This window comes from Lottiidibacillus patelloidae (genome assembly GCF_002262935.1).
In the GTDB taxonomy this organism is placed as follows: Bacteria; Bacillota; Bacilli; order Bacillales; family SA5d-4; genus Lottiidibacillus; species Lottiidibacillus patelloidae.
Genome location: NZ_NPIA01000006.1, coordinates 149,356 through 162,502, shown reverse-complemented (window position 1 = coordinate 162,502; position 13,147 = coordinate 149,356). Strand labels below are relative to the sequence as shown.

Here is a 13,147-nt window from a genome sequence, read left to right as displayed (position 1 = left end):
ATAGTAAACAGGCGCCACCATAGGGCGCCTATTTTTATTTAATTTGCTGTTTTTTAATAATCGAAGCTATTGGCCCATGTAACGTTTGCCCACGTTACATTCGCCCAAGTGACGTTTGCCCATGTAACGTTTGCCCATGTGACATTTGCCCATGTAACGTTTGCCCATGTAACATTTGCCCATGTAACATTTGCCCATGTGACATTTGCCCATGTGACATTTGCCCATGTAACGTTTGCCCATGTAACGTTGTTATGAAGAACACTATCATCAGAGTGCGTTAAGATAGGATTAATTTGGTAATCCATATTAGCGCTAGGAATAACCTCCTCTTTTAACGCCCAGTCTACTGCTTTATCAGCAGAAACTATTCCAGGGATACTCATTGCAACTTCGAGATATTGTGGATCAATATTGTCAATATCTAAAGCATCTAATTCTTCTCTAGACAGAGACTGTAAGTATTCTTTATTAATGCTTACATAATCTCTAGCTGAGTGCATTAATATATACTTTATTTGATTTGGCGTTAAATTAGGATTTGCTTCAAGCATTAATGCTACAACACCAGTAACCATAGGAGCTGCCATCGACGTCCCTCCCATACGGAAGTAATCTGCATTATTTTCAACATTACCTTTAGCCATCTTCTTTAATTCACCCTCAGGCATATATGAAACAATTTTCGCACCAGGTGCCATAATTTCCGGTTTAGAAATACCAGCCATAGTCTCACCTGATGAAGACCAAGGTTTTTCATAATCATCATCTGTGGACTTTGTACCGTTGTCGTCAACAGCCCCAACTGTTATTACAAATGGATCGTTCGCAGGAGCATGACAAGTTGAACATTCTTCATAACCTGAGTTTCCTGCTGCTACAACTACTACTACTCCTGAAGCCCAAAGTAATTCTACAGCTGCAGAAACCATACTTTCTTGATAACGTTGCTTTGTTGCTAATGTAGATGAAATATTTACAACACGAATGTTGTATTCATCTTTGTTTTCATACACCCATTGTAGTGCATTTAATAAATCCATTTCCGATGACATTCCATTATCATCTGCAAATTTAACACTGATTAAATTTGCATCAGGCGCAATTCCCATATATTTGCCACCACTATTTTTTCCATCTCCAGCAATGATTCCTGCAACATGGGTACCGTGACCATATTTGTCAGCGCCATTTGATGCGTTCGGGTTCACATTTACCGATTTAATTAATCGTTTATTAAAATCGCTGTTAGGACCTTCATAAATCCCTGTATCTAAGACAGCAATTGTGACACCTTGACCTGTATAACCCTTTTCCCATACTTTGTCAGCTTTAACCGATGCATTAAAAGCATTCTCAATGATACTTCCATCAAAAGGACTGGCAACTTTATCGTCTGTAGTTCCCTCATCCTTCTCTTTTGTCGACATAACATGCCCTTCTTCAGTAATCATATAAACATCAGATAGGGTTGCTAATTCATCTAACATACTAGCCTTTATATCAATAGCAAAAGCATTAATAAATTCCCATTCTGCCTTCACAGTTGCCCCTAATAACTTAGCTGTATCAACTGCACTATTATTAGGGCTTTTTGCAACAATGACACTGACGATATCTTGAGAACTATCTTTCATGACAGCTCGTAATGCAGGATGAATTTTATTCATCTCTGCATTTACTGCTGAAGGCTTAGCTATTTCATTTTTATTAGGAGCACTATATGAAACCGATTGTGCTGTTGAAAGTAACATAATAAAACTTGTCGTTATAGCAAAAATACTTTTTAAGAGCTTCATGTGTAAGCCCCCTTTCTTCTACCTTTACTAGGCTTCATCAATTTTTTATTTCCAATAAACGTTTGACCATGTCGCATTTGACCATGTCGCATTTGACCATGTCGCATTTGACCATGTTGCATTTGACCACGTTGCATTCGACCATGTCGCATTTGACCATGTCGCATTACTGAACGTTACATTCGAATCATTCCCCCAAATCATTGGTGAGAACGTGAAATTCATATTTGCACTAGGAATCGAACTTGTTTGATAATTAACTGCGTAGTAAACTGCTGCATCAGCATTTACAATTCCGTAATCTCCACTACTGTAAGCTCGATAACTATGGTGAACGTTATCAATATCTAAATTATCTTTTTGTTCTTTACTTAATTGGCGTAAGAAGCGGTCTTTAAATTCTAAATAATCTCTTCCCGTAGCTTGTAAGATCCACTTAATTTGATTAGGTGTTAAGTCTGGATTCGCTTCAAGCATCAAAGCAACGACACCAGATACTACTGGAGCAGCCATCGATGTACCACCCATTTTAAAGTAAGCGCCATCAACTACATTTTCAGGTTTAACATTTCTGTTATTGCCATATGGCATATAGGCAACGATGTTCGTTCCTGGTGCCATTACTTCTGGTTTAGATACCCCTGACATTGTTACACCTTTACTTGACCAAGGTTTTTGGAAATCGTCACCTAAGTATTCTGTTCCATTATCATCAACTGCCCCTACAGTGATTACAAATGGATCATTCGCTGGTGCAGAACAAGTTGAGCAAGAGTCATAACCATTGTTTCCAGACGAAGTAACAACTACTACTCCAGATGCCCATAATAATTCAACAGCTGCTGCCGTTGCGCTTTCTGTATACCTTGACTTTGTACCAACTGTTGAAGAGATATTAACTACACGAATGTTATAATCTTGTCTATTTTCAAAAATCCATTGTAGCGCATCTACTAAATCAGCTTCTGTTGACATTCCATTTGCATTACTATATTTAACACTTAAAATATTTGCTCCCGGAGCAATACCTACGTATTTTCCGTTACTTGCTGTTCCGTCACCTGCTATTATTGAAGCAACGTGAGTACCATGGCCGAATTCATCTTGAACATTACTATTTAGGGTAACACGCCCAATTAAGCGCTCGCCGAAGTCATTCCTCTCCGATTGTGAAACCCCACTATCTACAACTGCAACCGTGACACCTTTTCCTGTAATCCCTCTTGCCCAAGCACCTTCTACTTGAACAGCAGAGTTATATGTGTTTTGAATGGCAGCAACATCAGAACTATTTGTAACATCAAATCCTGTAGAAACAATTTTACTATCTTCATTAATTACTAACACACCTTCATGTGCTGCTAACTCATCTAATAAGCTAACTTTAATTTCCGCTGAAAACGTATTAATGAATTCCCATTCAGACTTAATTGTTGCACCTAATAATTTTGCAGTTTCTAATACCCCAGTAGAACCTGGCTTTTTAGAGACGATAACATTGACTGTTCCCTCTCTATTCGTATTTAGAAGATCTACTAAATTAGGATGAATTTTGCTAGTTTCTAAGTTATCTTGCTGTTTAACTTGACCTAATGGTAATACAGAACTAGCTTGTCCACTGTGTACACTCACTAAAATCATACTTGCACATGCTGCTAAACCAAGTAATGCTTTAATTTTTTTCACAAAAAAATCTCCCTTCTTCCATAAGAAAAAACATCAAGCGACACAAAAAAAATAGACTAATGACTAGGTGGTCAACAGTCCATGCGCATGATGTAATTTTTCTTAGAAGTTAGGAGACTAATTAAACCCTAATCATTTCGAAAGCTGGCTGGCAGTGAAGCCCCTATAGCTTTGCGTCACTAGATTTCTCTAGCTTTGCCTTTCTCGATGATTTGGAATTTTTCCTTATGTAGTATTATTTTTCCAATAATTATACTATAGTACATAGCTACTAGCATGTCTACTATTTTTCTATAACTTTCGTTCGACAAAATACTAGTTTTTGTAAAATTACTAGTTACAAAGGTCTTAACCCTATTATTCTTAAGAATATTATTAAAAAAATCTTAAATTTAACCTAATATAATAGAGAAGGATGCACACTTATCATGAAGTGACATCCTTCCGAAATTATTCAGCGTTTAATTGTTGAGGATCACGCAAGTCATATGCATCTGGATTACTGTCATTTTCATGTCTTGCTAAAATTTGTGGCGGCATTCCTTTTTCGACAATGAGGTCTTTATCGGTCATAACCTCATCATGTTCAATTTTTTTCTTTTCATTCATTAGCTTTGCACCTCCATTAATAAAATGTGCTTTTTAAAGATTTTCATGCATTTTTATGTATAATCGCTACGCCAGTTTAATAAATATTAGTAGTTTAATCTTCTTTTGAATCTCCTCAACTTTATTTTAGGAGGGATAATTATTCTTTACAAAATGTTATTATCTATTCATATCTTATCTGCAATTGCAGGAATTGGAGCTACGTTTCTTTTCCCATTCATTCTTGCGTTACCTAAAAAAGTAAGCGAATTAACCCTTGCTTTACGTCTCATTCAAAAAGGAGCTAACTATCCTAAATTCGGCTCTATATTGTTACTTCTAACAGGTTTAGGAATGGGAGCATTAAATACTGACCTTTTTCTTAAGGGTTGGTATATTACAGCTATCGTTTTACTATTAGCCGCCGTTCTCATTTATGTAATTAAAATTTTACCTGGAATACAAAACGCATTAAATGTAGTGTGCGAAGTAAAAAGCGAGGAAATTCCTGAAACGTACTGGACTATAAAAAAAGGATTGAAACCTTTAATGATTACAGCATCAACAATTGACGTCTTTATTATCATCTTAATGATTTGGAAACCATTATAAGGAAAAACGCCCACAATTTATGGGCGTTTTTTTATCTATTAGTAGCCTTTTACAAAGCCGCCAGCACCGACAATAATTAACAAGATAAATAAAACAACGATTAGCGCGAAGCCACCGCCATATCCGAATCCGCCAGACATAATATCAACTCCTATAAATCATTTAAGGAATTTTTCGTCCTTATACAGTCACTATATGCCCTGATTTCACGAGTGATTGGACGTTTGTACCATATAAAAAAGCGAGACAAATAAATTCCTCATTTGCTCGCCTTACTTTTCATGTATTTTATGCTTGTTTTTTCTTAAGTCTTATTTTCTTCGTCCCGTTTGCAACATCTTCAAAAAGCATATAAACTCCTGGAATTAAAATGAGTGTAATCATTGTTGCGAATAATAAACCGGCAATGATCGCAATTGCCATTGGCGCTTGGTAGTTACTTGCATTTCCAGTCGCTAATGCAAGTGGCAGCATTCCGAACACCGTCGTTAAAGTTGTCATAAAAATTGGACGTGTTCGATTAATTCCAGCTTCAAGTAATGCTTCAGGTACTTTCTTTCCTTCTTGACGTAACTGTTTTGTGCGGTCAATAAGTAAGATTGCATTATTTAAGACGATACCAATTAACATGACAACGCCCATTCCTGTCATGACACTTAATTCTTGTTGTGTAATAAATAAACCAATAATTACTCCAACAATCGTCATCGGAATGACAGACATAATTACAAATGGATGTTTTATACTATTAAACTGAATAGCCATCACGACATATACAAGGAAAATAGCGATCGCTAAGATCATAACCATTTCTTTTACTCTTTCCATTTGTGTTTCTAAACCACCTGCTAGAGAGATAAAATAACCCGCAGGAACATCAATCTCCTTAATAGCATTTTGCACATCTAAGTTTACAGACGCTAAATCTTTTCCATCTAATTGAGCCCCGACTTTCACAATTCGATTTCCGTCAATGTGCTCAATCTCAACTGGTGCTTCATAAGGTTCTAGTTTTACATAGTCTCCAATTTTCCTAATGCCAATCGGCGTTATAAATTCCTTTTTTAATAATTCACTTTTGGAAGAAATAACATCGTCTGAGAACATAAAATATATCGGTAAATTTTGATAATCTAGCGTAATGCTACCTACTGGCATTTTCGTAAACGCTTGTTGGATTTGCGTTTTAATCTGTTCCTTCGTCAAGCCATCTTCTTTTATCTTGTCATGTAATACAACAATTTGTTGTTCAGTCTTTGTTTTATCCACGGTTGAAGATATGTCTGTTAACCCTTCAACTTCACTTAATTTGCTTTCTAACTTTTTAGTTAGTTGTTTTAATGTTTCATAATCGCTTCCGGAAATTTCAATTTGAACAGGCGAACTACCACCATTAAACGCTTCCATCCCACCGACAGCTTCAATTGGGTGAGCATCTACCATTTCCCGAAGTTCCTGCATGATGTTTTCATTAATCGTTTTTTGTTCTACTGTAGCATCTTCCGCCGGTGTCATATTAATAAATACACCTAAAATATTTCCAAACGTATAAACGATATTGCTATCGACATCTGTTACCTTTTGCATTCGCTCATTGATTTCTTCAGCAATTGCATTAACTGCTTCAGGTGTTGTGCCTTTTTCAAGCGTAATGTATATTTCAGCTTGACGATTATACATATCAGGCATCACTGTTTTCGGGACGAACATTAATAGTAAAAATGAACTAAAGAAGATTAGCGCAAATAACGAAATAATTCCGATACGACGACGTTTCTTCCCAGCCATCCACGTAATAAATCTTCGATAACTGCGTACAATACGACCGCCTTCTTCACTCTTGCGCTCCTTCGTTTTCAAAAACTTCTCTGACATTGTAGGAATTAACGTGAAAGCGACGATTACTGAACTTACTAACGTAATAATGACGACCACCGATAAAATGATCATTATCTTCCCAGCTTCTCCACCTAATAAGCCGATTGGTAAAAAAACAACGATCGTCGTTAGCATTGATGCAAGTACCGCTGTGGCAACTTCTTTCGTCCCTTGTAGAACAGCCTCACGATTTGCAAATCCTAACTCTTTCTTTTTGTAGATGGACTCTAAAATAACAATTGACGAGTCAACCATCATCCCAATACCTAGACCGAGCGCAATCAAACTAATCATATTAAAACTGTAGCCAAGCATACCCATTGTAGCGAATGTCAGTAAGATGGAAATCGGAATCGAAAGCCCGATAATAATCGTTGCCCGGATATTTCGTAAAAATAGAAATAACACAACTAATGCAAGTAAGCCCCCATAAAGCACATTATTGGAAACTCCTTCAATGGAATCCTTTACGTAATCTGCTTGAGCCATCATTTCATTTAACTGAAATCCTTCTATTAATCCTTCTTCTCGGATCTTAGCGACTTCTTTTCGGACCGCTTCAGTCATTTCAATTGTCGTCACAGATGCAGGACGACCAATTTGCACGAAAATAAATTCACTTTCGCCATCTTTCCAAGCAGTGGAGGAGTACACAGCTGTTTCTGTCTCTACGGACGCTACGTCTTTTAGCTTGACTAACTCTCCCAATGCGTTCGATAATTCTAATTCTTCTAATTCATTAATTGATGTAATTTCTGACTTCCAACGTACCGTTGTATCCGTTTCTCCCTCTAGTTTACCTATCGCAATGTTTTCGTTTGCTTGTTGCAAAACAGCGATAAATTGCATTGGATCGACGCTATTTTTCTGCAATTTTTCTTCATTAAAAGTAATAATAATTTCTTTTTGCTCTAATCCCATATAAGCTACTTCACGCACTTCTGGCAATGCTTCTAAGCGAGGCTTTAATACCTGGTTGGCAAAGTTAGTCATATCTTCCATACTACCTTTTGACAAGTCCATAAACATTTCATGTGGAGCAGTTGTTGCAAATTGATACGCTTGCACATCTTTTATTTCTTCTATTTCAGCGTTTAGCTTGGCAACTTCCGCTTCTATTTGCTTGAATCCTTCTTCCCCTTCACCAGACTCAAACTGTACGGTCAATGAACTTCTACCAATCGCACTCGTTGACTGGTACGATTTCACACCCTTCATACTACTTATCTTTTGTTCTAAGAGATTAGTAATCTTACTCTCTACATCTAGTGCAGGGAGATCTCCAGCAGAAATTTCTACCATTGCCATATCAAACGTAACAGCAGGCATTAATTCTTTTTCTAATTTTTGCGAGGCAAAAGTACCTAACAATAAAATAAACAAGATTAATAAGCCAACAATAATTTTTCGGTTCAATAACAAATGTAAGACTTTCATAATTTTTTGTATCCTCCTATGTACTACTTTCTTATTAGATTATAATACTTCTGCTCTATACATTACATCGTAATCATATTTCTATCTAGATATTCCATTCTCCTTTTCTTTATAATATAAAAAAGGCACCTTAGCAGATGCCCTTCCCGAATTTTCTTCATTTTTTTTCTTCATTTTTTAGGAACTGAGCTTTCCTTTTTCTTGCATCTTCTCCATCTTTTCAAGCATTGTCTCTTTGGTTATCGCAAAAGACATCGGTTTACTTATATAGTAGCCTTGAATTAAATTCGCCTTTATTTCTTTTAAAAGTTGCAATTGTTCTTTCTTTTCTACACCTTCGACAACAACTTCCATGCCTAGCTTATGAATCATTTTTACCATTGATACTAGGATTACTTTCATATTCTCTTTTTCATACTGATCTATAAAACTTTTACTTAACTTCACGGCATCTGCTTCTATTTTCGCTAAGTCTGAAAAGGAAAAGTAACCTTCCCCAAAGTCATCGATAGCTAATTTTATCCCCGCACGTTTCAAATAATGTATTTTTTCTGCCACTTCTTCTAATGAATATAATTTTATGTTCTCCGTAATTTCAAAGCAAATTTGCTCAGGAGGAATATCGTGAGCGTTAATAATTTCTAATAATTCATCCATGAAGTTTTCCTTCAACAATTGGTTAAACGAAATGTTAACGGAAAATGATAGTTGCTGACTTTCCATGGATGCAAATTTCACAATACTTTCACATACTTGCTTCATCATCCACTTCGTCATCTTATTAATATAGCCAGTACTTTCGGCATAAGTGATAAAGTCACCAGGGCTAATCAGTCCATATTTTGAGTGGTGCCAACGTATTAACGCTTCAAAACCTACTATCTGACTACGCTTTACACATAGCTGTGGTTGATAGACAACTTCCAGTTCCCCTTTTTTTATCGCATACTTTAAGTCAGTTTTTAAAATCATTTCTTGCGATTGCAACGAAGGATTTTCATAAACGACAACACTGTTTTCTCCTTTTTCTTTTGCGTGATGCATTGCAACCTTCGCATGATGAATTAATTTTTCTCTATTCTTTGTAATCGACGGATACATAGCAATACCTATATATGTACTTAAACTTACTTGAAAATCATGAATGTTAATTTCTTTGCTGACCGCCTCTTTTATTCTTAAAATAATGGCTTCTGTCTCTTTTTCTGTAACGCTTGTTAAGCATACGATAAAATCGCAGTCACTAATCTGTTGAATTGTATCAACTTCCCTTAAATTACAATAAAGTCTTGTGTCGATAATTCGTAACACTTTATTCATCATTTCATTACCAAAATGCTTTCTAATGTCACTTATCCCTGTTAGCCGCATATAACAAACGGCAACATTAATATTAAAACGATCGGCAAACACCGTCGTCAGTTCCAATCTATCAGTTAATCTACGAAACTTAACGTTGAATTGGCTTTGCTCACTCGTTAGCCTTTCCATATCGTCACTCCTTTTTAATAGCTCTACTTGACTATATGTATCTGCCATAAAAACATGACACTTTACTAGAGTTAATTAAGAAAAAAGGATAATATATTCCAAATCTTTCAAGTATACTCGTAATAGAAGCTTTTAATAGAAGAAGATCTAAGGTAGGTGTAAAAATTGGTTGAATTAGCTATTACTGTTGAGAATGTTGGGAAAATGTACGGAAAACAGGAAGTCTTATCAACTATTGAACTAGCAGTTAACAAGGGAGAAATCTTTGGTATTCTCGGCCCATCTGGGGCTGGAAAGACGACTCTCGTAAAAATTATTGCTGGCATTGAACATGCGACTACGGGGCGCACTATGATACTAAGTTCACAAATGCCTAATTTAAATACGATGGAAAACATAGGTTATATGGCACAATCTGATGCACTATATAATGAATTAACTGCATTAGAAAACTTAAAATTCTTCGGAGAAATTTACGGATTGAAAGGGAAGGAATTAAAACAGCGCATCTCTAAAGTCCTAGAAATCGTAAACTTAACGGACCATGTAAGAAAAAATATACATCAATATTCTGGCGGCATGAAACGAAGGCTCTCCTTAGCTATCGCACTACTGCATGAACCGGATGTCCTCATTCTTGATGAACCAACCGTTGGGATCGATCCAGTATTAAGACAACAAATATGGGCAGCCTTGAATGCGATACGTGCACATGGCACAACAATTCTTGTAACGACACACGTGATGGATGAGGCAGAAAAATGTGATAAGTTAGCGATGCTTCGCGATGGTAAGTTAATTGCCATTGGTAGCCCGCAGGCACTAAAAGATGAAACTTCTGCCACGACAATTGAGGAAGCCTTTTTAACGTTTGGAGGTGCTAGAGGATGAGGGTGAAAGCATTAATATTTCGCATTATTAAACAATTCTTTCATGACAAGCGGACCTTGGCGTTAATGATCGTCGCCCCAATGCTCATTTTATGGATTATGTCTCTCGTCTTTAATGGCGAAAAATATACGCCGCATATTGCAATCGTAGATGTTCCGGCGCAGATGCTGACGATTCTGGATGGGCAAGATCTTACACTGACTGAAATGAGCAATACAGAAGCAGAAAAGGCGATTACCTCGCAAGAAGTTGACGCGATAATTACAATAGAAGGAAATTCGCCAGTGATCACGCTAGAAGGTAGTGACCCTGCAGCAAATAAAACGGTTTTATTCGCTATTCATTCTGCGTTGCAACGCACTGGGGAAAAAGAACAATTGTTCCAGCCTACTATTCACTATTTACACGGTTCAGATGATATGGCTGCTTTTGATAATTTTGGCCCTGTGTTAATAGGCTTTTTCGTTTTCTTTTTCGTTTTCTTAATTTCTGGGGTAGCCTTCTTACGTGAACGAACGGGTGGCACATTAGAACGATTACTAGCAAGTCCACTTCGCCGTTGGGAAATCGTTCTTGGCTATGTTGGCGGATTCGGTATTTTCACTTTACTTCAGGCAACATTAATCGCTTTTTTCTCCATTGAAGTATTAGATATGATTATGGTCGGGTCGTTTTTTTATGTGCTATTAATAACACTTTTGCTAGCATTAACTGCCTTAACGCTAGGCACGTTATTATCGTCTTTTGCTAGTAATGAACTACAAATGATTCAATTCATTCCGTTAGTCATCGTTCCGCAAGCATTTCTATCAGGACTCTTTAACATGGATACCGTTGCTGATTGGTTAGCTAACTTAAGTGTTATCATGCCTTTAACATACGGTGCTGAAGCGCTGCGCGATGTGATGATACGCGGTGCAGGTTGGGAAGTTATCGCCCACAATGTCTATGTGTTACTAGGATTTTCCCTCACCTTCATGTTAGCGAATGTCTTCGCACTAAAGAAACATCGGAAAATTTAACAATATTATTAGAAAAAGTCTCAATTCTGGGACTTTTTTTATATTTACAGAAAGGAATTTACCGTTTCTTAGCGAAAATAGTTAGGGAAATAATTTGGAAATAACTACAAAATTACGAATTGGAGAGTAATAGAAAAATGAATAATGATAAAGTGCAACATCCATTTTATGAAAGTTTACAAGCTGCTGCAGATCACACCTTACATGTCATAAGTCAATTTGTCGGGGTTAATACATTTTGTGTCGCAAGCAATGATAAAGTAACTAGTTTAATATTTAGCGCCTTTCATCGAAAAGACCATTTATTTGATGCGGGGACGGAACTTCCTTTCACCGATGCCTACTGACACTTAATAGCAAAAGCAGGGCGTGACCCTGTCATTATAAATAATACGGCACTGGATTCGATTACTTCTCAAATGGATGTAACAGTGAATCTAAATATAAAAAGCTTTTTAGGTGCACCTATCCGATTAAAAAATGGAGAAATGTACGGAACACTGTGCGCAATTTCTACTGAACTTTATTCATTTTCTGATAAAGATATTGCACTTTTTCAATCGATGGCATCCTTTCTCTCCTATTATATTGAATTAGAAAATAATGAAAGTCTTTACAGGCAAGTAGTTGAAAAATCTCCCGATGGTATTTTAATCGAAAATAATGACGGGATTATATATGCTAACCATTCTGCAACAGAAATGCTCTCTGAACAAGAGTCTGATGTTATCGGGAAAAGTGTAGCCTCATTTATAGATATTCCAAAATTACATCTACCCCACTCCTCTTCACATCCTTCGAAAGATATAGATACCAAAAAAACTTCTGAGATGCAATTAATGAAAGATGATGGAAAATCAGTTGATATTGAAACGATTACGACACCGATTACATATAAAGAAGAAATCGTTAGCCAAGTAATGCTCCGCAATGTTACAAAGCGAAAAGAAATGGAAGACTTACTATTAAAAGCAGAAAAGCTCACCATTGCCGGGCAGTTAGCCGCTGGTGTAGCACACGAAATTCGTAATCCGATGGCCTCTATTAAAGGGTTTGTCCAATTATTAAAAGCTAGTCATATTAATAACGAAAAATATTGTGAGATTGTCCTAACAGAAATTGAACGAATAAACATGATTGTCAATGAATTTTTGTATCTAGCAAAACCGGAAGTGTACCAATATGAAATGCACAATTGTATAGCTATTTTAGAAGAAGTAATTACCTTATTAGATTCCCAAGCAAATATGAATAATGTACAATTCATTAAAAACTTCAATGAAAATTTACCGTTATTTGAATGTGAGAAAAACCAACTAAAACAAGTTTTTATTAACATTATCAAGAATGCAATCGAAGTTATGCCTTTAGGTGGAAACATCCAAATCATAATTACTAGTAAAGAGGATTATGTCTATTTCAAGTTCATTGATGATGGACCTGGGATACCGAAAGAACGCCTTGCACACCTTGGTGAACCTTTTTACACAACCAAAGAAAAAGGAACAGGACTAGGGTTAATGATTACTCGAAAAATTATTGAAGAACATAACGGTTCAATCGTGTTTTCAAGCGAAATTAATCAAGGAACGATAGTCGATATATCTCTACCCATATTTCAAGAACAGCAAGTAGACAAGAGCAAGCTGCAGAATTCAACCATTGCCTAAATAGTAGAAGTCTCCATTTCAATAAATGGAGGTTTCTTCACTTGTTACCACAGAAAAACCCTTTGAATCTCTA

The 13,147-nt window shown here is 36.4% G+C and carries 11 protein-coding genes and 1 riboswitch; of the genes, 5 read left to right on the top strand and 6 right to left on the bottom strand.

The window, feature by feature from the left end:
* Nucleotides 1-53: 53 nt before the first annotated feature.
* From CIB95_RS16635 to CIB95_RS16245, 3 genes are all read right to left on the bottom strand, one after another.
* Nucleotides 54-1,799 (bottom strand): S8 family serine peptidase, encoded by a 1,746-nt coding sequence (locus CIB95_RS16635; protein WP_094925512.1) that lies wholly within the window; start codon nt 1,797-1,799, stop codon nt 54-56.
* Nucleotides 1,800-1,844: 45 nt separating this feature from the next.
* Nucleotides 1,845-3,485, bottom strand: a complete 1,641-nt coding sequence (locus CIB95_RS12045) for a S8 family peptidase (RefSeq protein WP_094925510.1) — start codon at nt 3,483-3,485, stop codon at nt 1,845-1,847.
* 136 nt (nt 3,486-3,621) lie between these two features.
* A riboswitch (cyclic di-GMP riboswitch) is annotated at nt 3,622-3,695 on the bottom strand.
* 240 nt (nt 3,696-3,935) lie between these two features.
* On the bottom strand, nt 3,936-4,094 hold the full coding sequence (locus tag CIB95_RS16245) for a hypothetical protein (RefSeq protein WP_158217626.1): 159 nt from the start codon (nt 4,092-4,094) through the stop codon (nt 3,936-3,938).
* 153 nt (nt 4,095-4,247) lie between these two features.
* Here CIB95_RS16245 and CIB95_RS12040 point away from each other — a divergent pair, with 153 nt between their 5' ends.
* Complete coding sequence (locus CIB95_RS12040; RefSeq protein ID WP_094925508.1) at nt 4,248-4,685, top strand: DUF2269 family protein; 438 nt, start codon at nt 4,248-4,250, stop codon at nt 4,683-4,685.
* A 38-nt stretch (nt 4,686-4,723) separates the two neighbouring features.
* On the opposite strand, the gene CIB95_RS12035 is transcribed toward CIB95_RS12040, so the two are convergent.
* From CIB95_RS12035 to CIB95_RS12025, 3 genes are all read right to left on the bottom strand, one after another.
* Entirely contained in the window at nt 4,724-4,825 is a 102-nt protein-coding gene (locus CIB95_RS12035; protein WP_094925506.1) for a YjcZ family sporulation protein, read from the bottom strand.
* A gap of 148 nt (nt 4,826-4,973) precedes the next feature.
* Nucleotides 4,974-8,000 carry an efflux RND transporter permease subunit gene (locus CIB95_RS12030; RefSeq protein ID WP_094925504.1) on the bottom strand — a complete coding sequence of 1,009 codons (3,027 nt, stop codon included), beginning with the start codon at nt 7,998-8,000 and terminating at the stop codon, nt 4,974-4,976.
* Nucleotides 8,001-8,177: 177 nt separating this feature from the next.
* Nucleotides 8,178-9,491, bottom strand: coding sequence for a putative bifunctional diguanylate cyclase/phosphodiesterase (locus CIB95_RS12025; protein WP_158217625.1), 1,314 nt, complete (start codon nt 9,489-9,491; stop codon nt 8,178-8,180).
* 204 nt (nt 9,492-9,695) lie between these two features.
* Here CIB95_RS12025 and CIB95_RS12020 point away from each other — a divergent pair, with 204 nt between their 5' ends.
* The 4 genes from CIB95_RS12020 to CIB95_RS12005 all read left to right on the top strand — a co-directional run bounded on the left by CIB95_RS12020 (nt 9,696) and on the right by CIB95_RS12005 (nt 13,074).
* A complete protein-coding gene (locus CIB95_RS12020) occupies nt 9,696-10,382 on the top strand; it encodes an ABC transporter ATP-binding protein (RefSeq protein WP_094925609.1) in 687 nt (228 codons plus the stop codon).
* A complete protein-coding gene (locus CIB95_RS12015) occupies nt 10,379-11,404 on the top strand; it encodes an ABC transporter permease (protein WP_094925501.1) in 1,026 nt (341 codons plus the stop codon). The genes CIB95_RS12020 and CIB95_RS12015 overlap by 4 nt, the downstream gene beginning before the upstream one ends.
* Before the next feature lie 137 nt (nt 11,405-11,541).
* Entirely contained in the window at nt 11,542-11,751 is a 210-nt protein-coding gene (locus CIB95_RS12010; RefSeq protein ID WP_094925500.1) for a hypothetical protein, read from the top strand.
* Between the two features lie 6 nt (nt 11,752-11,757).
* The gene (locus tag CIB95_RS12005; protein ID WP_332893319.1) at nt 11,758-13,074 is read left to right on the top strand and encodes an ATP-binding protein; all 1,317 of its coding nucleotides are present in this window, start codon (nt 11,758-11,760) and stop codon (nt 13,072-13,074) included.
* The last annotated feature ends 73 nt before the right edge of the window (nt 13,075-13,147 follow it).

What these genes read in the sequence shown, in the direction of transcription:
- CIB95_RS16635 (WP_094925512.1), bottom strand. Translation starts at nt 1,799, where the DNA reads ATGAAGCTCTTAAAAAGTATTTTTGCTATAACGACAAGTTTTATTATG.
- CIB95_RS16245 (WP_158217626.1), bottom strand. Translation starts at nt 4,094, where the DNA reads ATGAATGAAAAGAAAAAAATTGAACATGATGAGGTTATGACCGATAAA.
- CIB95_RS12040 (WP_094925508.1), top strand. Translation starts at nt 4,248, where the DNA reads ATGTTATTATCTATTCATATCTTATCTGCAATTGCAGGAATTGGAGCT.
- CIB95_RS12035 (WP_094925506.1), bottom strand. Translation starts at nt 4,825, where the DNA reads ATGTCTGGCGGATTCGGATATGGCGGTGGCTTCGCGCTAATCGTTGTT.
- CIB95_RS12030 (WP_094925504.1), bottom strand. Translation starts at nt 8,000, where the DNA reads ATGAAAGTCTTACATTTGTTATTGAACCGAAAAATTATTGTTGGCTTA.
- CIB95_RS12025 (WP_158217625.1), bottom strand. Translation starts at nt 9,491, where the DNA reads ATGGAAAGGCTAACGAGTGAGCAAAGCCAATTCAACGTTAAGTTTCGT.
- CIB95_RS12020 (WP_094925609.1), top strand. Translation starts at nt 9,696, where the DNA reads ATGTACGGAAAACAGGAAGTCTTATCAACTATTGAACTAGCAGTTAAC.
- CIB95_RS12015 (WP_094925501.1), top strand. Translation starts at nt 10,379, where the DNA reads ATGAGGGTGAAAGCATTAATATTTCGCATTATTAAACAATTCTTTCAT.
- CIB95_RS12010 (WP_094925500.1), top strand. Translation starts at nt 11,542, where the DNA reads ATGAATAATGATAAAGTGCAACATCCATTTTATGAAAGTTTACAAGCT.